Below are 23,618 nucleotides of genomic sequence, written 5' to 3'. Positions count from 1 at the left end.
CCTCTTCGCCGTCCAGAGCCGGAGCCATGACGCGCACCCTTCTCGTCTCCCCGGATCAGCCCGGTGCCTACCCGTCCATCGGGGAGGCACTGGCGGTGGCCAGCGACGACACGGTCGTCTCGGTCAGCCCCGGCACCTACCACGAGGCCCTGTTCGTCAACGACCGTGGCGTCAGCGTGGTCGCCGCGCAGGGCCCGGGCACGGTCACCATCGACGCGTCCTCCGGGGCGTACCCGACGGTGTCCTGCAATTCCGGCCGGTTGGAGCTGCGCGACCTGGTCCTGAAGGCCGGTGACGCGCCGGTCGTGGTGGCCGACCGGGCGAGGCTCACCATGACCGGGTGCGAGCTGAGCGCCGGCTTCGGCGCGGCGATCCAGGTGGCGGGTCGTTCGGAGTTCACGCTCACCCGCTGCCGGGTGACCGGCGGACGGTACGGCCTGGTGGTGGAGGATTCCGACGGCAGCGTCGAGGGGTGCGAGTTCACCGATCTCAGCGAGGACGGCATCATCGTGCGGATCGGGGCGGCACCGACCATCCGCACCAGCACGGTGACCCGCTGCGGCAACCGGGGCATCTACATCTACCAGTACGGCCGGCCCATTATCGAGACCTGCGACATCTCCCAGACCGGGCAGGCCGGCGTGGCGGTGGTTCATCAGAGCGCCCCGGTGCTGCGTCGCTGCCGGATCCGCGACACCCGAGGGCCGGCGGTCTCCTTCGCCCGGGGCTGCCGCGGCAGCGTCGAGGAGTGCACCACGGAGAACACCGGCCAGCCGGCGATCGAGATCGCCGAGGGAGCCGACCCGACAATCGTCGAGGGCACCGTCAACCGGAAGGCCGCCTTCGGCGCCGACGCCGCCCGCGCGACCACCGGTCAGGACGCCGCCCGGGTGGAGAAACTGCTGGCCGACCTGGCGGCCATGGTCGGCCTGGAATCGGTGAAGGAGGAGGTCCGCGCCCTCATCGACGAGATCCAGGTCAACGAGTGGCGGCGCAGCGCCGGGCTGCCCGTCGGCGCGGTCAGCCATCACCTGATCTTCGCGGGTGCCCCCGGCACCGGTAAGACCACGGTGGCGCGCATCTACGGTGACCTGCTGGCAGCGTTGGGCGCACTGCCCGGTGGCGCCTTCCGCGAGGTCTCCCGACGTGACCTGGTCGGCCAGTACATCGGCCACACCGCCGAGAAGACCGCCGCCGCGTTCGAACTGGCGCGCGGCGGCGTGCTCTTCATCGATGAGGCGTACACCCTGTCCCGGTCGTCGGGCACCGGTGGCGACTTCGGGCAGGAAGCCATCGACACGCTGGTGAAGCTGATGGAGGATCACCGCGACGAGATCGCGGTGATCGCGGCCGGCTACACCGGCGAGATGTTGCAGTTCCTCGACGCCAACCCCGGTCTGGCCTCCCGCTTCGCCAAGACTGTCGAGTTCGGCAACTACTCCCCGGAGCAGTTGGTCGTAATCGTGGAGCGGATGGCCGGCGGCGACGAGTACCTGCTCGCCGACGGCGTCTCCGAGGTGCTCCGCGAGCACTTCGGCACCATCGAACGGGATCAGAATTTCGGCAACGCCCGAGAGGCACGCAAGCTCTTCGAGGGGGTCCGCAAGGCGCAGGCGCAGCGGTTGCGCCAGTCCGGGCAACGTCCGAGCCTCGACGAGTTGCGGACCGTGACGGTGGCCGACGTGCGCACCGCGATCGGGCGATGACGATGCCGCGCCGGTCAGGGAGGGACGTGCGGTGACGCATCCGGGTGCGGCTCAGCCGGGCGAGCCGGGTTGGCAGCATCACCCGGGGGCGGCGGCACCGCCGCCACAGCAGCGCGCGCCCCATCAGCAGCGCGCGCCGCAACAGCAGGGCGCAGCGCCGGCACCGACGCTCGGCGGCGCCGGCCCCGGCCACACCTGGGCGGCCGAGCGCGGGCAGGGGCGGGCCACCGTCGGCACCGCGTACACCAGTCGGGCCGCCGCCACGGGATCGGCCGCCGTCGCCGCGCCCGCCGCCCGGACGCCGGAGAGTCGGGTCGTACCGCGGGCCACGGCCGCCCCGGCGGGACCGCCCGTCGCCGAAGGCGCGGCCCGGGACGCCGCGGCGGTTCCGGTGGTACGCCCACACCGACGGCAGCCGCGCGTCGGTGGGATCCACGTGGCCCAGCTCGTGGCCTGGCAGGCCGGTGCGGCGGCGGTGCTGGCGGCCACGCCGCACGGCCTGCCGCTGACCGTCGCGGTGGCCGCCGCCACGGTGCTGGTGCTCGCTCCGACGATGGTGCGCCACCGGGGTCGATGGCTGCACCAGTGGCTGGCGGTGTGGTGGGCGTACCGGGGACGGAGCCGGCAGCTGGTCGGCGCCGGGCCCGACGGCCCATGGCAGCTGCTGAGCCACCTGGAGAGCACCGTCGAGCTGGATCAGGTCGAGATCGACGATCAGCCGGCCGTGCTGCTGACCCACCGGGGTGGGCTCAGCGCGGTGCTGGAGGTCGATCCGACCGAGGGCGCGCTGCTCATGGGGGCACCGCAGGCCCTGCCGTCTCCGGTGGCGTTGCTACCGGCGGCCGACCCGAAGACGCCCCTCGTGACGGTGCAGGTGCTGATCCAGGTGACCCCGGCGCCCCGCGCCCGCGCGGCTGCGGTCGACCGTGCGTACCGCGAACTGACGAACGGTGGCGTCCCGGCCAGCCGGCAGGCGTGGGTGGTGCTTCACGCTCCGCGTACCCCCGATTTCCACGCCGACCGGGATCTGCGGCCGGCGCTCACGGCGGCGATCCGGCGGACCCGGCGTCAGCTGCGGCAGGAACGGGCGACGGCCCGTTTGCTCAACCGGGACGAGGTGCTCGCCGCGGTCGCCCAGTTGACCCATCTCACCGCTGGCGCAGCCGGCACCGACCGACCGTTGACCCGGGAAGGCTGGCGGAGCTGGTCGGTTCAGGGTGTCCCGCAGAGCTGCTATCGACTGCTCGCCTGGCCCAGCCGGGCGTGGGAACTGGACCCACTGCTGCGCGGACTGCCCGCCGCGGCCGGCGTGGTGTCCATCTCGGTGGCTCGGGAGAATGGCCGCCCTGGTGACGACGACGCCCTGGTCGAGGTGGCGTTCCGGCTCATCGGCGCCGACCCGGCCGCGCTGGCCGCCGCCGATCGCGCACTCGACCAGGCGATCCGCGATCACGGCGGTCGCCTGCAGCGACTCGACGGCGAGCACGCCCACGGCGTGGCCGCCACCCTGCCGTTGGGAGGCTTCCTGCGATGAACGGCGTCGCCTTTCCCGGCAGTCGGATGGGACTACACGTCGCGGACGCTGCCTCCGTCGCCGGGCTACGGCTGGTCGCCGGTGGCGGCGGGCTGGTCGTCGGCCGTAACCGCCAGCAGGAGCCGGTGGGGCTGCGGGTGTTCCGGGCCGAACCGACCCGGCTGATGCTCACCGGCGGGGTACGCGCAGCCGAGCTGCTCGCCTTCCGGTCACTGGCGCTCGGCGCCCGGCTGTTCGTGCAGACCGCGCGGGAGCAGGAGTGGGACGCCTTTCTGCGGCGCTGCGTCATCGGCCGGGAGATCGCCTCGTTCCTGCCGCCGGGCGTCGCGCCTCCGGTGCCGGCCACACCGACCGAACCACAGCTCGTGGTGATCGACACCGGTCCGGTCACCGGACCGGACACCAATCTCAGCGCACCCTGGCGGGCCACCCTGGTGGTCCGCGACGACCTGGCCGGCTGGGACGTCGAGGTTCTGGTCCGCAGCGACATCGTGGTGCTCCAGCGGCTCACCGAGGCCGAGGCGGCCACCGCCGCGAACGCCCTCGGTCTGGCCAGCGTGCAGAGCTGGTTCACCCAGTTGCATCCGGAGATGGTCGGCCTGATCACCAAGGGCAAGGTGCAGTGGGTGATGCTGAGCATGACCGGCACCGAGCGTCAGCTGATCGGCCCGGTCGCCCGGGGCGGCTGAGCTACCCCGTCTTTGCCGCCCAGGGCGGCTGAGCTACCCCGTCTTTGCCGCTTTGGTACACCCGGCGGCTCCCGCATGGACACCGGCGCCGCTTATCCTCCGACGGTCTACTCCCTTCGGAGGCCGCATACATGCAGCGCACAAGAAGTACACGACTACTCACAATCCCGGGCGTACTGGTCACCGCCACCACGCTCATCCTCTCCGGTGGCACCACCGCCTTCGCGGACCCGGCGCCCACCACGCCGTTCATCAGTGAGATCCACTACGACAACGTCGGGGCGGACACCGGCGAGGCGATCGAGGTCGAGGCACCGGTCGGCTTCGACCTGACCGGCTGGCAGATCGTCCTCTACAACGGCGCCAACGGTTCGGCGTACGGCACCAGGACGTTGAGCGGCGTGGTGCCGGCCACGGGTGTGGTCGTCGAGTCGTACCCGACGGACGGCATCCAGAACGGCTCACCTGACGGCGTCGCGCTCGTCGCGCCCGGCGGTGACGTCGCCGAGTTCCTGACCTACGAGGGCACCTTCACCGCGACCGGCGGGCCGGCGGACGGCCGGACCGGCGTCGATGTCGGCGTGCAGGAGACCGCGTCGACCCCGGCGGGCCACTCGCTCCAGAAGATCGAGGGCAGCTGGCGGGCACCCGCGCCGAGCACCTTCGGGGTGCGCAACGCCGCATCGGACCCGGACCCGGACCCGGACCCGGATCCGACCGGCTGCACCGTCACCGTCGACCACACCATCGCCGAGGTGCAGGGCTCCGGTGCGGCCACGCCGCTGGCCGGCAGCCGGGTGACCGTGGAGGGCATCGTCACCGCCGACCACCGCACCGGTGGTTACAACGGCGTGTACGTGCAGACGGCGGGCAGCGGTGCCGAGCGCCCGGTCGCCGCCGGAACCGCCTCGGACGGCATCTTCGTGTACCTCACCACCAACACCGCGAACCACCCGTCGGTCGCGATCGGCGACCGGGTACGGGTCAGCGGCACGGCGAGCGAGTTCAACGGTCTCACCCAGCTGACCATCGCGGCCCGGGCCGACGTCCAGGTCTGCGAGCAGGGCGCACCGCTGCCGGCACCGGTGCCGGTCGAGCTGCCCCTGGACGAGGCCGCTCGCGAGTCGGTCGAGTCGATGCTGGTGGCGCCGGTCGGCGCGTACACCGTCTCCGAGGTGTACAACACCAACCGGTACGGCGAGGTGGTGCTCGCCGCCGGTGACCAGCCGGCCCGGACGCCTACCGATGTGGCCCGCCCCGGCTCGGACCCCGCGCAGGCCCTGGCCGCTGAGAACAAGCGGCGTCGCCTGCTTGTCGACGACGGTAGGACCACGAACCTGGCCACCGCCGGGCTGCTGCCGCCGTACGTCTCGCCGGCCAGCCCGCTGCGGGTCGGCGACTCGGTGGAGGCGTTCGGCGCGTCGGTGCTGTCGTACGGCTTCAACGAGTGGCGTCTGCAACCGACCCGCCCGGTCGACGCGGACACCGCACCGGCCGCCCGGACCACGTTCAAGACCACCAATCCGCGTACCGCCGGGCCCGTTGACGTCGGCGGCGACCTGCGGGTGGCCAGCTTCAACGTGCTGAACTACTTCGTCCACTTCGGTGGCGAGGCCCGAGGTGCCGACGACGAGGCGGCGCTGGCCAGGCAGGAAGCAAAGATCGTTTCGGCGATCACCGCGTTGAACGCCGACGTGGTGGCGCTGGAGGAGATCGAGAACTCGGTCCGGTTCAACGCCGAGGACCCGCAGCAGGCACTCAAGCGCCTGGTCGCCGCCCTGAACAGCGAGGACGGCGCGGGCACCTGGGACTACGTCCGTACGCCGGCCGAGCTGCCCGGCGCGGCCGAGCAGGACGTCATCACCACGGCGATCATCTTCAAGCCGGCCAAGGCACAGCCGAAGGGCCCATCGCGGTCGGTGAACGACGAGACGGTGTGGTCCAACGCCCGCGAGCCGATCGCGCAGACGTTCACCGCCGGCTCGGTGGACTTCATCGTGGTGGCCAACCACTTCAAGTCCAAGAGCGGTGCCGGCTCCGGTGACAACGCCGATGCCGGTGACGGTCAGGGCGGTTGGAACGGCGATCGGGTCCGGCAGGCCGGGGCGCTGGCCGCCTTCGTGGACCAGGTCAAGGCGGACAGCGAGACCGACGACGTACTGCTGCTGGGTGACTTCAACGCGTACACCCAGGAAGACCCGATGCAGGCCCTCTACGACGAGGACTACCGCAATCTCAACGACACCGGGAAGACCAGCTACGTCTTCAACGGTGAGTCCGGCTCGCTCGACCACGCCCTCGCCTCGCCGTCGCTGGCGTCGCGGGTCACCGGGGTCGACATCTGGCAGATCAACGCGGTCGAGTCGTACGCCTTCCAGTACGACGGCCTGGCCGCGTTCTTCGCACCGGACCCGTACCGGGCCAGCGACCACAACCCGCTGGTGGTGGGCATCGACACCGGCGCCGACGCCGGCCCGGTGGAGCTCCAACTGCTGAGCATCAACGACTTCCACGGCCGGCTGGAGTCACCGGCCACCGTGGATGGTCAGCCGGTCGGCGGTGCCGCTCAGGTGGCCGGTCTGGTGAACCAGTTGCGGGCGGAGAACCCGAACACCGCGTTCGTCTCCGCCGGTGACAACATCGGCGCCTCCACCTTCATCTCGGCGATCGACGACGACAACCCGACGATCGACGCGTTGAACCAGGCCGGCCTGCTCGTCTCGGCGGTGGGCAACCACGAGTTCGACAAGGGCATGGCGGACCTGACCGGCCGGGTGACCGACCGGGCCGACTTCCCGCACCTGGGCGCCAACGTGTACCGCGGTGACACCCGGGCGCTACCGGCGTACGCGGTGAACACCATCGGCGGCGTCCGCGTCGGTTTCATCGGCGTGGTCACCGAGCAGACCGCCTCGCTGGTGAGCCCGGACGGCATCACCGGCATCACGTTCCGCGACCCGGTGGTCGAGGCCAACCTGGTCGCCGGCCAGCTCAAGGACGGCAACCCGGACAACGGCGAGGCCGACGTGGTCGTGCTGCTCGCGCACGAGGGCGCCGCGACCGAGAACATCGACTCTCCTGAGGCGTTGACGAACGACCCGGTCTTCGGCGAGTTCACCCGCGCCGACGCCACCGTCGACGTGATCTTCAGCGGGCACACCCACCAGCCGTACGCCTTCGAGGTGCCGGTTCCCGGCACCGACAAGCTGCGGCCGATCGTGCAGGCCGAGGACTACGGCAAGCGTCTCGGCAAGGTCACGCTGACCTTCGACCCGGAGGCGGGCTCCATCACCTCCGCCGACGCGTCCCTGGTGGACGTCGTCGGTGCGGCGCAGGACCCGGCGGTGGCGGAGATCGTGGCCGCCGCGAAGGTGCGGGCGCAGGAGCTGGGTCAGCGGAAGCTAGGTGAGATCACCGCCGACATCCGGCGCGCCTACACCGACGGCAACGAGGATCGGGGCAAGGAGTCGGCGCTTGGCAACTTCATCGCCGACGTGCAGCTCGCCGGCACCCGTGACGCCGGTCGGGGTGGGGCGCAGATCGCGTTCATGAACCCGGGCGGTCTGCGGGCCGACCTGCTGTACGGCGACGACGGCACGGTGACCTACGCCGAGGCCTTCGCCGTCCAGCCCTTCGCCAACGACGTGGTCACCAAGACCTACACCGGTGCCGAGATCAAGCAGGTGCTGGAGCAGCAGTGGCAGCCGGCGGGCGCGTCCCGCCCGGTGCTGTGGCTCGGCGTGTCGGAGGGCTTCAGCTACACCTACGACCCGCAGGCCGCCCAGGGCTCGCGGATCACCTCGATGGAGCTGAACGGCACGCCGATCGACCCGGCGGGCAGCTACCGGGTCACGGTGAACTCGTTCCTCGCTGCCGGCGGGGACAACTTCACCACTCTCGGCGGCGGCACCGACCCGCTGACCACCGGCGACAACGACCTCACCATGCTGGTGAACTACTTCGCCGCCAACTCGCCGGTGACCGCGGACACCGACCCGCGGTCGTCGGTCGGCCAGGGCGGGCCGGAGTGCACCACCACAATCACCGGCAAGCACAACAAGCCGCTGATCGTGACCGCCGGCCTGACCTGTGTGGAGAACGCCACGATCGCGGGCCCGGTGTCGATCGCCGCAGGGGCCTCGCTGCGGGTGACCGGCGGCACCATCAACGGCCCGGTGTCCGCCACCCGGCCGGTGCTGTTCGAGCTGTCGGGTACGAAGGTCTCCGGTCCGGTCACGGTGGCCGGCACCACCGGCGACCTGAAGATCAGCAAGGCCCGGATCAACGGGCCGGTGACGCTTGTGGCCAACCTCGGTGGGGTACGGGTCGACGCGGCCACCGTCAGCGGCCCGGTGAGCGTGACGGGCAACTCCGGCAGCCAGCCGGTGGTCGTCGCCGCCAACACCATCAGCGGCCCGCTGGCCTGCTCGGGCAACACCCCGGCCCCGGTGAACGAGGGTCGGGCGAACATGGTGCGGGGCCCGGCGTCGGGTCAGTGCGCGCGCCTGTGACCGGTAGGTGACAACGCCGGTCCGCGGTCGGAGCTGCTCCGACCGCGGACCGGCCTCCGGTTCGCGGTCGGCCCATCCGAGTGGGTGATGCATACCCCCAGGGGTATAGTCGGAGACGGCTACCCGATCGAGGCGGCATCTCCGCACTCCGGCCGGGTAAGCAACCGCTGGAGACGACTATCGAGGAGCTGGGCATGACGGTGCAGGTGTCGGTCATCACAACGTCGTCCCTCGGCGACCGCAGCTACCTGGCCACCGACGGCCGGGTCGCGGTCGTGGTGGACCCGCAGCGGGACATCGACCGGGTGCTGTACCTCGCCGGTGCGGCCGGCGTGGAGATCACCCACGTGGTCGAGACACACCTGCACAACGACTACGTCTCCGGCGGGCTGGACCTGGCCCGGCTGACCGGGGCGCGTTACTTGGTGGCCGCCGACGACGAGGTGGGTTTCGACCGGGTACCGGTCCGCGACGGCGACGTCATCGAGGTGTCGGAGGCGCTGCGGCTCCGGGCCGTGGCCACCCCGGGCCACACCTTCCACCACCTGTCGTACGTGCTCGACGAGGCCACCGGGGCTGACTGGACCCCAGCGGGGGTCTTCACCGGAGGATCGCTGCTGTTCGGCACCACCGGTCGCACCGACCTCCTTGGTGCGGAGCACGCACACGAGTTGGCCCAGCGTCAGCACACCTCGGCGAAGCGGCTCGCCGACCTGCTGCCCGACGGGGCGCAGGTCTGGCCCACCCACGGCTTCGGCAGCTTCTGCTCGGCCAGCCAGGCCGACGCCCCGGACTCGACGATCGGCCGGGAAAAGCAGGTCAACCCGGTCTTCCGGCTGGCCACGACCGATTTCGTCACCGAAACCCTGGCCGGTCTGGACGCCTACCCGGCGTACTACGCGCACATGGGGGTGGCCAACACCGCCGGCCCGGCGCCGGTGGATCTCACCCCGGTGACGCGGGCCGACGCCACGCAGCTGCGGGAGCGCATCGCCGCCGGGGAGTGGGTGGTCGACCTGCGACACCGCAAGGCGTACGCGGTCTCGCACCTGGCCGGCACGGTGAGCCTCGGCCTCGACGGCCCGATGTCGACCTGGCTCGGCTGGCTGATCGACTGGGGCACCCCGGTCACGCTGCTGGCCGAGACGCCGGAGCAGGTCGCCGACGCCCAGCGCGAGCTGGTCCGGATCGGCATCGACCGGCCCGCCGCCCAGGCGACCGGCACTCCCCGGCAGTGGGTCGACAACCCCTCCGAGCTGCGGGAGCTGCTCGTCGCGGACTTCCCGGCGCTGGCCGCCGCGCAGGCCGGGAATCCACCGGCCGGGCTGCCCGCCCCGCAGGTCGTCCTCGACGTGCGGCTGGGCAACGAGTGGCGGGACGGCCACGTCGATGGTGCCGTGCACGTACCGCTGCCCGAGTTGCCCCGCCGGACTGCCGACATCCCGCCCGGCACCGTCTGGGTGCACTGCGGATCCGGCTACCGGGCCGCCGTCGCCGCCTCCCTGCTGGCCAATGCCGGCCGTGAAGTGGTGCTCATCAACGACCTCTTCGACCACGCCGAGCAGGCCGGCGTACGGCTGAACCGCAGCGCCTGACCGCCGGCGTCCATCGGCGGCGTGCCGGGAATCAGGACGGGTTCGCCGGGGCGGCGCGGAACACGATCGTCACGCTGAACGTGCTCCCGTCCACCTGGTACGCGTAGCAGCCCGGCCCGTCCACGGTGGTGATGCCCGGCAGGTCGCTCTCCGGCGTGGTAAGCACGGCGTGGTGCCCGTCGTCGCGGGATTCGCCGGTGTAGGAGAACGCCGCCGTCGCGCTGCCCGGAGCGTCGATCCGCGCTGCCCGTACCAGCACCGGGCCGGTGTAGCCGGAGCCGATCCACCGCACCTTCTTGGTGTACGTGCCGTCCGGTTCCCGGTCCTCGTCGCGCAGTTGCAGGGCACCGTCGGCGAAGTAGTCGGCGACCGGGTACAGCGGGCCGGGCCCGAGTACCCGGTGCGCCTGGTAACTGTCGGACCAGGGCTGGGGCTCGGCGACCGGGCAGGCGTCGCCGGGCCCGGCGGTGGGTAACCGCAGCGGTGGTGCCGTCCATCCGGCGGACGTCGGCGCCGGTGCCGGCGACATCGGCGCGGCGTCCGGCGGCGGATCGTCACAGGCCGTCACGCTCACCACGAGCAGAACACCGACGCACGCCCAGGCCCACCGCACCATCTCCGCAGTATCGGCCGGTGCCGTCAACCGCGCTGCCCCGTCCGGCCGGATGCCCCGGCTCGGTTGCTACGACGCGGGTCCATATGTGTGACGCGCCCGGTCGAGCAGCGCCCGACGCTCGGCATCGCCGTGCACCCGGTCCGCCGCCGCCCGGAACAGCGCCACTGCCCGCTCCGGGTCGCCCTGTCGGGCGACGAGATCCGCCTCCACCGCCAGCGTCAACGGATAACTGTCGAGCCCGCCACCGGCGCGCGCCTCGGCGAGCAGGGCCAGCCCGGCTGGCGGCCCGTACGCGTACCCGTGCGCGACGGCCCGGTTCAGGGCGACCACCGGGGTGGGTTGCACCTGGGCGAGTTGGTCATAGCAGTCGGCGATCCGACGCCAGTCGGTGGCGTCGGCGCTGGGCGCGGTGGCGTGGCACGCCGCGATTTGGGCCTGCCACGCGTACGGGCCGGACTCGCTCAGCCCGGCGAGCAGGCGGTCGGCCTCGGTGATCGCCGCATGGTCCCACCGGGACCGGTCCTGACGATCGAGTGGGATCAGGTTGCCGTCGGTGTCCCGCCGGGCGGTACGGCGGGAGTGCTGCAACAGGCACAGCGCCAGCAACGCCGTCGCCTCCTGCTGCTCGGGCATGAGCCGGACCAGCAGCCGGGCCAACCGGATCGCCTCCTCGGCGAAGGCCGGCTCGCCGTCCGCGTCGTAGCCCTGGGTGAACAGCAGGTAGAGCACGCCCAGCACCCCGGGCAGCCGCTCGGTAAGGGCGTCGCCGCGCGGCACCCGGTACGGGATTCCCGCGTCGGCGATCCTCGCCTTGGCCCGGGTGAGCCGCCGGGTCATGGTGGACTCGCTGACCAGGAAGGCCCGGGCGATGTCGGCGGTGGGCACCGCGCAGATCGTCCGGAGGGTCAACGCGACCCGTGCCTGCGGTGCGAGGGCCGGATGGCAGCAGGTGAAGATGAGCCGCAGCCGGTCGTCCACCACCTCCTCGTCCGGTACCGGTTCCGCGGTGGCGGCCGTGAGCGCCAGCACCGCCACGTCACGCAGCTTGCGCCGCTCGACCGAGGCCCGCCGCACCACGTCGAGGAGCCGGTTGCGGGCGACCGCCATCAGCCAGCCCGCCGGGTTGACCGGCACCCCGTCCACCGGCCAGCGGTCCAGCGCCCGAGCCAGGGCCTCCTGGGTGCAGTCCTCGGCCAGCGTCCAGTCACCGGTGATCCGGATCAGGGCCGCCACGATCCGGGGGTACGCCTCGACGGCAGTGGCCGCGACGGCTTGCGCCGCCGCGGCCCGACCGGCCGCCGTACCCCCGTTCCCGGCGCGCCGCTGCGCCGCCGCGCCGTCGTCGTCGGTCGACGTCCGCGGCACCGCGATCTCGGCGGCCGGATCCGTCACTGCTCGGAATCGTCGAACGGCCGGAGTTCGATCCGCCCGGCCCAGGCCATCGGATGTGCCCGGGCCACCTCGATCGCCTCGTCCAGATCGGCGCACTCCAGCAGGTCGAAGCCGACGATCATTTCCTTGACCTCGGCGAACGGCCCGTCGGAGAGCAGCAGCTGGCCATCGCGCACCCGCACCGTGGTGGCGGCCGACGCCGGTGCCAGCCGGGCGCCCTGGAGGCGTCGGCCGGCCGCGTCGTTCTCCGCCACCCACACCTCGACGTCGGGGTGGTTGGTCGGCTCCGGGTCCGGCTCCGGATCGGTGCAGACCAGCATCATGTACTTCACGTCAGTGCCTTTCTGTCGAATCGTCAGGAGTGGTTCCACCGACATGACGAACGGCGAACCCAGCTTCCGGACAACCGAAGGGTTTCATCTTCCGCGCGGATTCGCCGTCAGGCACGTTCGGTCGCTCTCGGACGCCATCTCGGCCGCGCCGTCGGTCACGATCGCTGGCGTCGACCGCGCGGGTGGCCAGTGGCGCTTAACAGCGAGGTCAGTGCGCGGTCGCCGAGCCCACGGGCGGAATGTCCGCGCCGTCCGGCGGCCACTAACCTCGGAGCGATGCAGCACACCCCCGACGGACGGGCCACGCTCACCACGGCCGAACGCGCGATCGACGCCCGCTTCCGGGCGGGGCTGGCCCGGCTGCCGCGTCACGGGCCGGCCGGCTGGTTGACCGAGTTCGTGGTCTTCGGGCTCAAGCAGGCCTGGGCGTGTGTGTTCGGTGCCGCCATGCTGGCGATCATCTGCGCGGCGCACCTCTGGTACCCGGACGACGCCGGGTACGCCCGCAACGATGTCCTCACCGTCGCCGCCGTCGCCATCCAGGTCGCCATGGTCGCCGGGCGGCTGGAGACTCTGCGCGAACTACGGGTGATCGTCCTGTTCCACCTCGTCGGCACGGTGATGGAGCTGTTCAAGACGCACGTCGGCTCCTGGACGTACGAGCCCGACGGCGTGCTCCGGCTCGGCGGGGTGCCCCTGTTCAGCGGCTTCATGTACGCCGCGGTCGGCTCCTACCTGGTCCGGGTGAACCGGCTGTTCGACCTGCGCTTCACGCGCTATCCGCCACGCTGGTTGACGGCCGTGGTGGCGATCGCCATCTACCTCAACTTCTTCGGCAACCACTACCTGCCGGACGTGCGATGGCTGCTCGTCGCGGTTGTCGCAATCGTGTTCGGTCGCTGTGTCATGCACTTCCGGATATTCCGGGCGCGGTGGCGCATGCCGCTGCTGCTGGCCTTCGTCCTCGTCGCCTTCTTCATCTGGCTCGCGGAGAACATCGCCACCTGGTCGAACGCGTGGTTGTACCCGAGTCAGGTGGACGGCTGGCATCCGGTGTCACTGACGAAGCTGACGTCGTGGTTCCTGTTGATGATCATTTCGGTGGTGCTGGTCACCTGGATCTCACCGCCGCAGCTGCCTCACGACGGCCGGCAGCCACCCCATGACGTCGATGAGACTCCGCGTGGCGGGCTGCCGGTCGGCCAGCAGGGGCGGCGCGGATCGCCTCTCGACCAGCTCAGCCCTGACGGCTCTTCCACTGCGGGTTGAGCCGGTTGACCACGACCACTCGGCCGCGGCGGCGTACCACCGTCGAACCCGGCTTCCGCTTCAGCGACCGGAGGGAACTGCGTACCTTCATGTCCGTTTCTCCTCGGCTCGGGCCTCACGTCGTACGCAGGAGCAAACGCCGACCTTGAGGATGGGATTCCCGTCACCGGGCGCGGCCGTAGGCTGCTCACCGCACCGCTGAACCTGGTCGGCCGACGAGCCGGCTACCGACCGGGCCGGCGGCTGTTGCGGCAGCTGACGGCGGCCGACGAGTCGAGCGCCCGGCGGACGATGTGCAGGGCCTGATCCGCCGGGGGTAGGCCGGACTCGCTGACCACCCGGCCGTCCACGATGATCGCCGCATATCCGGTACCCCGGACCAGGTCTCGCAGCAGGTCCCGCCAGGGTCGCCGGTGCCGGCGACCGTCGCGCACGATCGCCGGCAAGAGGAACAGCGTGTTACGCGGGTCGACGATCTCCACCGCGATCTCGGCTGGCAGACCGGCGCGTACCACCTGGTAGACCTCGCCCAACGGCCGCCGGTCGGCCCGTTGCCGAGCCAGTGCGGGATCATCGTGCCGACCCTCGATGCAGATGCCGGCCGCGCCGGTGCAGCAGCCGGAGCCGGCCCCGGCGGCGTCCCACGGTCGGATCAGCAGAACCCGGTGCCGGGCCATCAGCGACGATCGTCGGTGGCACCGGCACCGGCCGCAGACTCGGCGCCGACCGCCCGCTGCGACTGGTCGGCCGGCTCGGACTCGATGGCGCCCGCACCGTCGCTGTCCGGGCCGGGCCCGGGATCCGTGTCCGCCTCGGCGGGCTGGCCACTGGCACGACGCAGTGCCAGCACCGCCTCCACGATCAGCCAGAGCGCCAGGACGAAGATGATGGCGTCCAGCGGCGCCAGCACCCACTCGTCGGCCTCGACGAACTCGCGCAACTGCACGATCAGGGCCCAGGTCGTCATGATCAGCAGGAAGACCAGCGGCACGATCACCGCCACCGGGTTGCGCCGACGGCGCAGCACCCAGACCGCGATGACGGCCAGCGCCAGCCCGGCGGTGAGCTGGTTGGTGGTACCGAAGAGCCGCCACAGCACCCCGAAGGTGTAGCCGGCGTCCCCTCCGCCCGGCAGCAGGGCGAGCGTGAGCGGTGCGGCGATCGCCAGCAACCCGGCCAGGGTCAGGTGACGCGACAGCCGCCGCCACCCGGCCAGTTCGGCGATCTCCTGCACGATGTAGCGCTGCAACCGGACGCCGGTGTCCATGGTGGTGGCCGCGAACGAGATCACCACCACCGCCGCGAAGACGGTCGCGAGTTGGAACTCGATGCCGAGGTTGGTGGCGAAGCTGGCGATGCCGTTGACGAAGTTGCGGGTGGCACCGCCCGAGGCCTCGGCGTAGCTGGCGTACAACCCCTCCCACTCGGCGCGCGTGGCGGCGACCCCGGCCGTGACCGCGATGATCGACCCGAGGGCGAGGCTGCCCTCGCCGATCGCCCCGGCGTAGCCGACGTACCGGGCGTCGGTCTCCTTGTCGAGCTGTTTGGAGGTGGTGCCGGAGGCCACCAGCGAGTGGAACCCGGATATCGCACCGCAGGCGACGGTGATGAACAGGAACGGGAAGATGCTCGGTGAGCCGGCCGGCACGTCGTTGAACATCGGTGCCACGATCCGGTCCATCCCGACCAGCACGCCGGCGAAGATGATGGCGATCGCGATGAACAGCTGGTGGGAGTTGATGTAGTCGCGAGGCTGCAACAGCAGCCACACCGGCAGGCGTGAGGCGATGAAGGTGTACGCGAAGAGGATGATCACCCACAGATTGCGCGGCTGGTCGAACCCGAGCGCGTCGGCCAGCCCGGTGATCTCGATCGGGTAGAGGTTGCCCACCCAGATCAGGAAGTAGAGGGCGATCACGCCGATGATCGACGGTACGAGCGCGGCGCTGCGGGTGCGGTAGATGTACTGGCCGATCGCGATGGCCAGGGGAATCTCCACGAAGATCGGGATGACCGCGCCCGGGTACGCCACGAGCAGGTTGCCGATCACCACCGCGAAGACCGCGTTCACAAGCGTGAGCAGGAAGAAGATGATCAGCAGGAAGAGCGTCCGGGCCCGCTTGCTGATCACGTCCGCGGCGAGGGTGCCGATGTTGCGCGCCCGGTGTCGTACCGAGACCGCGAGCGACCCGAAGTCGTGTACGCCGGCCGCGAAGATGGTGCCGAGCACCACCCAGGCCAACGCCGGTCCCCACCCCCAGAACACCGCGATCGCCGGACCGACGATCGGGGCGGCTCCGGCGATCGAGGTGAAGTGGTGGCCGAAGAGCACATGCTTGTTGGTGGGTACGAAGTCCACCCCGTCCGCGAACCGGTGCGCCGGGGTGACGTAGGCCGGGTCCAGCCCGTACACCCGGTCGGCGAGGTAACGCGAGTAGTACCGGTAGCCGAGGGCGAACATCGCCATGACCGCGATGACGACGACGATGGCGGGCATACGGCTGCCTCCTTGCGGCCCGCGGGGGCGGGCGCTCGTGTGCAGATCCCGAAACCTGCCGGTAATGTAACGGGGATCACATTCCAAGGTCAACCGAACGGCTCGGATCACATGGACGTGGGTGCTGATGTTCGTCGCGCGATCCAGGCCGCCACCGTCGGCGAGCTGGCCTGGCTCGACCGGGACGGCCGACCACAGGCCCGGCCGGTCACGCCGCTGCTGCTCGACGACCGACCCGCCGTCGCCTTCCCGTACGCCGAGGTCGCCCTCGCCCGACGGCTGGCCGCCGCGCCGGTCGCGGCGCTTGTCGTCTCCGACGACCGGCTCACCGGACGTGGCTGGCGGCCGGTCGCGGTGACCGGCCGGCCCCGGCTGACCGAGGATCGCGACGGCACGCTGTTCGCGGAACAGTTGCTCGACCAGGAACTACGCAAGTACCCGCCGGCACGCGCGCTTATCGACTCGCCGCTGCTGCGCCGGGAGCACTGGTGGTACCTGCCCCGACTGATCGTGGTGCTGGACGTCGTCACGGCGACCACGGTCGGTGCCCGCGTCGGCGGGGCCGGCGAGGTGCTCGCGGTGGCCCGCGACGATCAGCAGCTGTACCTGGACTCGGTGACGCGGCCCGACGACGAGGGACGCGGGGCGGTCCGGGTGCGGAGCCTCGCGGGACGGCCACCCGCCAACGGCCCGGCGGTGCTGCTGGGACACGACTTCTCCGCACCCGACCTCGAACGGTGGACGCCGTGGACGACCCGGGGGGAGCTGACCGACGGCGTCCTGGCCGTGACGGCGGCACCGGCGCGTACCGCCCTCGCGCCGCCGCTCGGGTTGTGGCGACGGCTGACCAGCCAGCGCCGGCTCGCCCGGGCCTGCCAGGACGCGCTCAACGGCTGACCCACCGACCCCTTCCGGAAAAGATTCACACGAGTGGATACGATGAGTACTATCGCGGTTGGGAGCCGCCGAGCCGTCGCAGGCAGCGTGGTCACACGCCTGCCCTCTTGAGATCGTCATGTCGATCGACGCATTCCTCCCGGGGTTGGGCGCCCCGGCGAGTGACACCGGCGTCGGCGGATCAACTGGAGCATCAATGAAACTCGCACGAACAGCACGTCGACTAGGACTCGGCGCGGCCTCCGTCCTCGTCGCCGCGTTCACCATGGTCGTGATCAATCAGCCCGGCCCGGCCTCGGCGCACGGGTCGGTCACGAACCCACCGTCGCGCAACTACGGCTGCTATGAGCGCTGGGGTGGTGACCACCTCAACCCCGCCATGGCCCAGAGCGACCCGATGTGCTGGCAGGCATTCCAGGCCAACCCGAACACCATGTGGAACTGGAACGGCCTGTACCGCGAGAACGTCGGCGGCAACCACCAGGCCGTCATCCCCGACGGGCAGCTGTGCAGCGGCGGCCGTACCCAGGGTGGGCTGTACGCCTCGCTCGACACGGTCGGTGCCTGGACCGCCAAGCCGATGCCCAACAACTTCACCCTGACGCTTACCGACGGCGCCCGGCACGGTGCCGACTACATGCTCATCTACATCACCAAGCAGGGCTTCGATCCGACCACGCAGCCCCTCACCTGGAACAGCCTGGAACTGGTGCTCCGCACCGGCTCGTACCCCACCACCGGGCTCTACGAGGCGCAGGTCAACGCGGGCAACCGCACCGGCCGGCACGTCGTCTACACGATCTGGCAGGCGTCCCACCTCGACCAGCCGTACTACATCTGCAGCGACGTGACCTTCGGTGGAGGCAGCAACCCGCCGCCCACCACCCCGCCGCCGACCACCACGCCGCCCACCACGCCGCCGCCCACGACCCCGCCGCCCACCACGCCGCCGCCGACCGGTAACGGCGCCTGCACCGCCACCTACCGCACGACCAGCGAGTGGCCCGGTGGCTTCGGCGGCGAGGTCACCGTCCGCGCCGGCAACGCCGCCATCTCCGGATGGACGGTGAGCTGGACCTGGCCCAACGGCCAGAGCATCACCAACTCCTGGAACGCGTCGATCACATCGAGCGGCTCCTCGGTGACCGCCTCGAACGTCGGCCACAACGGTTCGTTGAGCGCCAACAGCAGCGCCACCTTCGGATTCAACGGTTCCTGGAACGGCACCAACGGCACACCCACCCTCTCCTGCACCGCCCGGTAACAACCTCCGTGTGGGGGGTGGCGCCGACCAGCGCCACCCCCCACACGCTGCGCGTCCGCGACCATTGGTCCGGCGACGCTTCCCCACCACACGCCCGCCTGCGGAGCCCTGACACCTCCCGCCTCGCCGCCTGCCGCCAGGCCAGATCCGCCTGACGGGGGAACCCTCCAGCTCCCTTCCGCAATCCGTCCTCGCCGGGAACATCGGCCACGTACCGTCGAGGCAGGCCGGCGTCCCACAACGCCCGATGGTGGGGCGGGGGACGGAGGACCGGTCGACCTGCCGTCACGGGGAGGGTGATGTCCTGTGTCAGGTCAGGTGACCGTCACCGCCTCGGGTGTGCGGCCGTACGCCGTGGCCGGATCACCACTGCTCTGCGATGCCCGGGAACACGGGCTGACCGGTGACGGCACGACCAACGACCAGCCGGCGCTAGACGCACTGGTGGACCAGCTCGGCGACGCGTTCGCCGCCGACGGACGGGCGCGAGTGATCTACTGCCCGCCCGGGGTGTACGCGATCCGCGACGCCGGCACCGTCTGGCGCAGCGGGGTTTCTCTGATGGGCGCAGGACCGGGCGCCACCCGGTTCGTCCTGAGCAACGAGGGCAACCGGTCCCAGGCGGTGCCGCTGGCCTTCTACACCGCCAAGTTGCACGGTGCCGGTCCGGATCGGCCCCTGGCCTACTGCACATTCGCCGACTTCGAGATCGACGGCAAGGGCGTGGCGTCGGCACGGTACAACCCGCTGGCCAAGGGACTCGGGCTGCAGTTCGTCAGTGGCGGCCTGTTCCGGAACCTGTTCATCCACCACACCGCTGCCACCGGCTTCGGCTGCGACTTCCTCCAGGACACACTGGTCGAGGCGGTCCGGGTACTGGAGTGCGGCCGGATGGACAACGGCCTGGAGATGGGCGGTGCCGGCATCGGTGTCGGCATCGGTGGGTGGGGGCCGATGGAACGCCTGACCATCACCAACTGTGTCGCGGTCGGCAACGCGACAAACGGCATCTTCCTGGAGATGCAGTACCCCGATCGTCCCCAGCCGAGGGGCATGAGGATCGCCAACTGCCACGCGGAGAGCAACCGGTTCGGCATCTCCGACTGGGGTGCCGACGGACTCATCGTCACCGGGTGCACGATGACAGGAAACCTGGAGGCCGGCTTCCAGGTGTCGGCGAAGGGCACCACCGGCGTACCCGGCAAGGGCGGCCTGCTCACCAACTGCGTCATCGACGGCAACCTCCGCGACGGGGTGAACATCGGCAACACCGTCGGCCCCTACACGGTGCGCGGTAACCGGATCACCGGAAACGGCCGACACGGCTACCACCACCAGGACCTCGGGGACGGAGACCGGGCCGCCGCCGAGGAGATCGTGATCGAGAGCAACGACATCTGGGGCAACAGCCGCGACGGTATCCGCTTCGACCGACCACTTCGCGACGCCGTCATCATCAACAACCGGATCCGCAACAACGGCCGCCAGTGCGCGCCCGCTGCCTCCGGCGGCGGCGAGTCCGTCCGCTACACCCGGAACACCGTGATCGACCAGAGCGCGGACTGGCCGGCCGACGGTCACCGCGGCAAGGTGCTCCGCGTCGGCCACCGGTACGCCGTCGTGACCGCCAACGACGCCACCACCCTCACCCTCGCCCCGATCCGACCCGACGACGCCAGCAGTTGGAGCGCCGACACCCCGCCGCCGGGGACGCCGTACGAGTTGCCCGCAGCCCCCGCCGCCCGGGCCGGCATCACCGTCAACGCCACCGCCGACTCGGTCACGATCCGCGGCAACCTGATCCGCGACAGCGGCTCGGCCACCCAGACCCACGGGATCTGGGTCACCGACCGCGGCAACTGTGTCGACTGCCGGGTACTCGACAACGACCTGGATGGCAACGGCACCTCCATCCGCGCCGACGTCCCCGCCGACGGTGGTCGTTGGAGCGGCAACCATGGCCACCAGTCGTAGGAGGTTCCCGGTCGGGTGCCACGCGTGCGCGCCTGGACAGACGTGAGGACGAGACATGACATCGGAGCGTGATGTGCGGCATCAGCGGTGAAGCGCGGTTCGACGGCACCACGCCCGACGCCGACGCGGTGACCCGGATGACCGAGGCGATGCGGTCCCGGGGCCCAGACGGTGAGGGCCTGTGGAGTGATGGCTGGGTTACTCTCGGGCACCGCCGGCTGACCGTCATCGACCTGTCCGACGCGGGCGGCCAGCCCATGGTGCGCGAGGACCTCGGCCTCGCCCTGGTCTTCAACGGCTGCGTCTACAACTACCCCGAGCTGCGCGAGGAGCTACGCGCCGCCGGGCACACCTTCCACTCGACCAGTGACACCGAGGTGATCCTGGTGGCGTACGCACAGTGGGGCGAGGACTTCGTCGACCATCTGGTCGGCATGTTCGCCGTGGGCCTGGTCGACCGCACCCGGCGTCGGCTCGTGCTGGCCCGGGACCGACTCGGCATCAAGCCTCTCTACCTCGCCGGGACGCCGGGCCGGCTGCGGTTCGCCTCGACGCTGCCGGCGCTGCTCAGGGCGGGCGACATGGACACCAGCGTGGACCCGGTGGCGCTGCACCACTACCTGTCATGGCACTCGATCGTGCCGGCGCCCCGCACCATCCTGCGCGGTGTCCGGAAGCTGCCACCGGCGACCGTGCGGGTCGTCGAGTCCGACGGGCGTAGCCGCGATCGCGTCTACTGGCGACCCGGTTACGTCCGGGATCCGGCCCACGCGGGCTGGGACGCCCGGGACTGGCGGGCCGCGATCGGTGACGCGCTGCGCACCGCCGTACGACGACGGCTCGTCGCCGACGTGCCGGTCGGCGTGCTGCTCTCCGGCGGGCTCGACTCAAGTCTCATCGTGGCTCTGCTCGCCGAGGCCGGTCAGCCGCACCTCCGCACCTTCAGCATCGGCTTCGACAGCCGGCACGGCGAGGCCGGCGACGAGTTCCACTACTCCGATCTGGTCGCCCGGGCGTACGACACCGACCATGTCCGCATCCAGCTCTCCAACGACGACCTGGTGCCGGCCGTCCGCCGGACGGTCGAGGCGATGACCGAGCCGATGGGCAGCCACGACGTGGTCGCCTTCCACCTGCTCTCCGAGCAGGTCGCGGCCCACGTCAAGGTGGCGCAGTCCGGGCAGGGCGCCGACGAGGTGTTCGCCGGATACGGCTACCACCAGCCCCTGACCCAGGTGCCTCGTGCCGAGGCGGCGCAGACCTTCACCGCCGCCTTCTTCGACCGCGACCACGCCGAGCTGATGCGGGTGGTCGGCCCGGCCCACGCCCTCGATGTCGATGCCAGCCGGGATCTGGTGGTCGCGGAGCTGAACGCCCCGGGCGCGGACACCGCCCTGGACGCGGTGCTGCGCCTGGACACCCACCTGATGCTTCCCGACGACCCGGTCAAACGGGTGGACAGCATGAGCATGGCGTGGGGGTTGGAGGTGCGTACCCCTTTTCTCGACCAGGATCTGGTCGCCCTCGCCGCAGCCTGCCCGCCGCAACACAAGATCGCCCATGGTGGCAAGGGCGTGCTCAAGGAGGTCGCCCGCGAGGTGCTGCCCGCCGAGGTGATCGACCGGCCGAAGGGCTACTTTCCGGTGCCCGCGCTGCGCAACGTCGACGGCCCGGTCCGCGACCTCGTGGTGGCGGCGCTGCGGGCGCCGGCAGCGCGCGAGCGCGGACTGTTCCGGCAGGCGTACGTGGACACGCTGCTCGCCGATCCCGAACAGGCGCAGGCCGCTGCGGGCAGCAACAAGCTGTGGCAGCTGGGCCTGCTCGAACTCTGGCTACAGACCCACGACATCCGCTGAGCGTGCCGGCCGGTTCAGCCGGCGGTGGTCTCGGCGGCGAGGTGGTCGAGGACCGCTCGCACATCCCCACCGGTGCGCGCGATGACCCGCCGCTGCCGGGTCGCGCCGGTACCGTCGCGGCGCAGCCGGGTCAGCTGCTTCAGGACGTACGACAGGTCCCCGTGCCGGATCAGCGCGGGCGTCACCGTGGTGAACAACTCCTCCACGAGATCCCACGCCGGACGCGCACCGCCGCCACGCAGATCGATCAGCCGGCCGTCCAGCCCCTCATGAGCAGCCCGCCAGTGGGCCGCCGCGAGCAGACAACTACGCAGTCGGGGCACCGGAGTGCCAGCACGCACCTGGTCGACCATGGTGGCGACCAAGGCTCGCACCAGAGCCGCGACCAGCACCGTGTCGTCCACCCCCGGGCAGACGTCCCCCACCCGGATCTCCACGGTGGGATAGCTGGCCGACGGGCGGGCGTACCAGTAGACCATCGCCGCATCGAGCATGATTCCCGCGTCGACCAGTTCCGCCACGGTCGCCTCGTAGTCGGCGACCGAGGCGAAGTACGGGGTGGGTCCGATGCTCGGCCAACGCTCCAGTTGCATCGAACGCCAGCTCGCGTGGCCGGTGTCCGCGCCGTCGTGCAGCGGTGAGTTGGCGGTGAGCGCCTGCACCACCGGCAGCCACGGGCGCAGGTGGTTGCAGACCTGCACCGCCAGTTCCCGGTCCGGCAGCCCGACGTGCACGTGGCAGCCACATACGGCCGGATCGTGTGCGACCGGACCGAAGCGGCGGGACATGGCATGGTAGCGAGGTTCATCCGGCACCGTCCGGTGCGACTCGTGCACCGGAGTGGCTCCCACCGCGACCAACTGCGCGCCCGCCGACCGTGCCGCCTCCGCAGCGGCACGTCGCAAGGTGATCAGGTGCGCCCGGAGATCGGCGAGGTCGGCGCAGACCGGGGTGACCATCTCCACCATGCTGTGCCGAAACTCCTGCCGGCTCTGCTTTCGGGCGGTACCGAGCAGGGCCGTCAGCACCCGGTCGGCGACCGGCAGGCTTTCCCCCGTTTCCGGGTCCAGCAGCAGGAACTCCTCCTCCACACCGAGGGTCAGGCGCGCTGGCGCGTCCACGGCACTCAGGGGCGGTGCGGTGGACGGGTGGTTCGTCATCGTCGGCATCCCCTCCTGCCGGCGACGGTCACCGCCGCCGCACTCGCGGGAGTTCCCCGCCATGGCTGCGGCAAACGGCACCGACCGACTGAACGGGCGGGCTCGGTCTGCACCGAGCCCGCCCGTTCCGGCTCCACCCGATCGCTCGCGGGGCGTGCCGGCGCTCATCCGATTCGGCGAGCGCCCTCATCCGCGATCATCAGGCACCTTCGAGCCGGATCTGTGTCGTGTCGTCAGCGTTGCAGGGTCAGTACTCCTGGGCGGTAGGGCAGGAGGCCGTAGTCGCCGCCGGAGTTGGGGGAGCGGCCTTGGTAGAGCAGTTGCAG

At 71.1% G+C, this 23,618-nt stretch carries 17 protein-coding genes; 10 read left to right on the top strand and 7 right to left on the bottom strand.

Going from position 1 to position 23,618, the window contains the following annotated elements:
- Nucleotides 1–26: 26 nt before the first annotated feature.
- The 5 genes from AB0J93_RS28460 (at nt 27) to AB0J93_RS28440 (ending at nt 10,035) form a co-directional block, all read left to right on the top strand.
- Nucleotides 27–1,706: a right-handed parallel beta-helix repeat-containing protein gene (locus AB0J93_RS28460; protein ID WP_363925420.1), complete on the top strand. Its 1,680-nt coding sequence runs from the start codon at nt 27–29 to the stop codon at nt 1,704–1,706.
- Nucleotides 1,707–1,737: 31 nt separating this feature from the next.
- Nucleotides 1,738–3,240 carry a type VII secretion protein EccE gene (gene eccE, locus AB0J93_RS28455; RefSeq protein WP_363925419.1) on the top strand — a complete coding sequence of 501 codons (1,503 nt, stop codon included), beginning with the start codon at nt 1,738–1,740 and terminating at the stop codon, nt 3,238–3,240.
- The gene (locus tag AB0J93_RS28450) at nt 3,237–3,929 is read left to right on the top strand and encodes a hypothetical protein (RefSeq protein ID WP_093411163.1); all 693 of its coding nucleotides are present in this window, start codon (nt 3,237–3,239) and stop codon (nt 3,927–3,929) included. The genes eccE and AB0J93_RS28450 overlap by 4 nt, the downstream gene beginning before the upstream one ends.
- A gap of 131 nt (nt 3,930–4,060) precedes the next feature.
- Nucleotides 4,061–8,440, top strand: a complete 4,380-nt coding sequence (locus AB0J93_RS28445) for an ExeM/NucH family extracellular endonuclease (protein ID WP_363925418.1) — start codon at nt 4,061–4,063, stop codon at nt 8,438–8,440.
- A gap of 194 nt (nt 8,441–8,634) precedes the next feature.
- On the top strand, nt 8,635–10,035 hold the full coding sequence (locus AB0J93_RS28440) for an MBL fold metallo-hydrolase (protein ID WP_363925417.1): 1,401 nt from the start codon (nt 8,635–8,637) through the stop codon (nt 10,033–10,035).
- A 31-nt stretch (nt 10,036–10,066) separates the two neighbouring features.
- Here AB0J93_RS28440 and AB0J93_RS28435 read toward each other — a convergent pair whose 3' ends face one another.
- The 3 genes from AB0J93_RS28435 to AB0J93_RS28425 form a co-directional block, all read right to left on the bottom strand.
- The gene (locus AB0J93_RS28435) at nt 10,067–10,651 is read right to left on the bottom strand and encodes a hypothetical protein (RefSeq protein WP_363925416.1); all 585 of its coding nucleotides are present in this window, start codon (nt 10,649–10,651) and stop codon (nt 10,067–10,069) included.
- A 66-nt stretch (nt 10,652–10,717) separates the two neighbouring features.
- Nucleotides 10,718–12,043, bottom strand: a complete 1,326-nt coding sequence (locus AB0J93_RS28430; protein ID WP_363925415.1) for a sigma-70 family RNA polymerase sigma factor — start codon at nt 12,041–12,043, stop codon at nt 10,718–10,720.
- Nucleotides 12,040–12,375: a YciI family protein gene (locus AB0J93_RS28425; RefSeq protein WP_363925414.1), complete on the bottom strand. Its 336-nt coding sequence runs from the start codon at nt 12,373–12,375 to the stop codon at nt 12,040–12,042. The genes AB0J93_RS28430 and AB0J93_RS28425 overlap by 4 nt, the downstream gene beginning before the upstream one ends.
- A 276-nt stretch (nt 12,376–12,651) precedes the next feature.
- Here AB0J93_RS28425 and AB0J93_RS28420 point away from each other — a divergent pair, with 276 nt between their 5' ends.
- On the top strand, nt 12,652–13,644 hold the full coding sequence (locus AB0J93_RS28420; protein ID WP_363925413.1) for a DUF817 domain-containing protein: 993 nt from the start codon (nt 12,652–12,654) through the stop codon (nt 13,642–13,644).
- Here the strand turns inward: AB0J93_RS28420 and AB0J93_RS28415 are convergent.
- From AB0J93_RS28415 to AB0J93_RS28405, 3 genes are all read right to left on the bottom strand, one after another.
- Entirely contained in the window at nt 13,613–13,735 is a 123-nt protein-coding gene (locus AB0J93_RS28415; protein WP_099848783.1) for a 50S ribosomal protein L36, read from the bottom strand. The genes AB0J93_RS28420 and AB0J93_RS28415 overlap by 32 nt on opposite strands.
- A 133-nt stretch (nt 13,736–13,868) precedes the next feature.
- Nucleotides 13,869–14,321 (bottom strand): hypothetical protein, encoded by a 453-nt coding sequence (locus AB0J93_RS28410; RefSeq protein WP_363925412.1) that lies wholly within the window; start codon nt 14,319–14,321, stop codon nt 13,869–13,871.
- Nucleotides 14,321–16,141, bottom strand: a complete 1,821-nt coding sequence (locus AB0J93_RS28405) for a carbon starvation protein A (RefSeq protein ID WP_363925411.1) — start codon at nt 16,139–16,141, stop codon at nt 14,321–14,323. The genes AB0J93_RS28410 and AB0J93_RS28405 overlap by 1 nt, the downstream gene beginning before the upstream one ends.
- A gap of 111 nt (nt 16,142–16,252) precedes the next feature.
- On the opposite strand from AB0J93_RS28405, the gene AB0J93_RS28400 reads away from it, so the two are divergent.
- The 4 genes from AB0J93_RS28400 (at nt 16,253) to AB0J93_RS28385 (ending at nt 22,132) form a co-directional block, all read left to right on the top strand.
- Entirely contained in the window at nt 16,253–17,038 is a 786-nt protein-coding gene (locus AB0J93_RS28400) for a pyridoxamine 5'-phosphate oxidase family protein (RefSeq protein WP_363925410.1), read from the top strand.
- 196 nt (nt 17,039–17,234) lie between these two features.
- Complete coding sequence (locus AB0J93_RS28395; RefSeq protein WP_363925409.1) at nt 17,235–18,302, top strand: lytic polysaccharide monooxygenase; 1,068 nt, start codon at nt 17,235–17,237, stop codon at nt 18,300–18,302.
- Nucleotides 18,303–18,608: 306 nt separating this feature from the next.
- Nucleotides 18,609–20,276 (top strand): right-handed parallel beta-helix repeat-containing protein, encoded by a 1,668-nt coding sequence (locus AB0J93_RS28390; protein WP_363925408.1) that lies wholly within the window; start codon nt 18,609–18,611, stop codon nt 20,274–20,276.
- A 71-nt stretch (nt 20,277–20,347) separates the two neighbouring features.
- Nucleotides 20,348–22,132, top strand: a complete 1,785-nt coding sequence (locus AB0J93_RS28385; protein WP_363925407.1) for an N-acetylglutaminylglutamine amidotransferase — start codon at nt 20,348–20,350, stop codon at nt 22,130–22,132.
- 14 nt (nt 22,133–22,146) lie between these two features.
- On the opposite strand, the gene AB0J93_RS28380 is transcribed toward AB0J93_RS28385, so the two are convergent.
- A complete protein-coding gene (locus AB0J93_RS28380; protein ID WP_363925406.1) occupies nt 22,147–23,292 on the bottom strand; it encodes a glutamate--cysteine ligase in 1,146 nt (381 codons plus the stop codon).
- Nucleotides 23,293–23,618: the final 326 nt, after the last annotated feature.

Origin of the sequence: Micromonospora sp. NPDC049374, from assembly GCF_040677165.1 — a bacterium.
Classification (GTDB): domain Bacteria; phylum Actinomycetota; class Actinomycetes; order Mycobacteriales; family Micromonosporaceae; genus Micromonospora.
The sequence above is the reverse complement of the archived record's forward strand: the minus strand, read 5'-3'. Positions and strand labels throughout refer to the sequence as shown.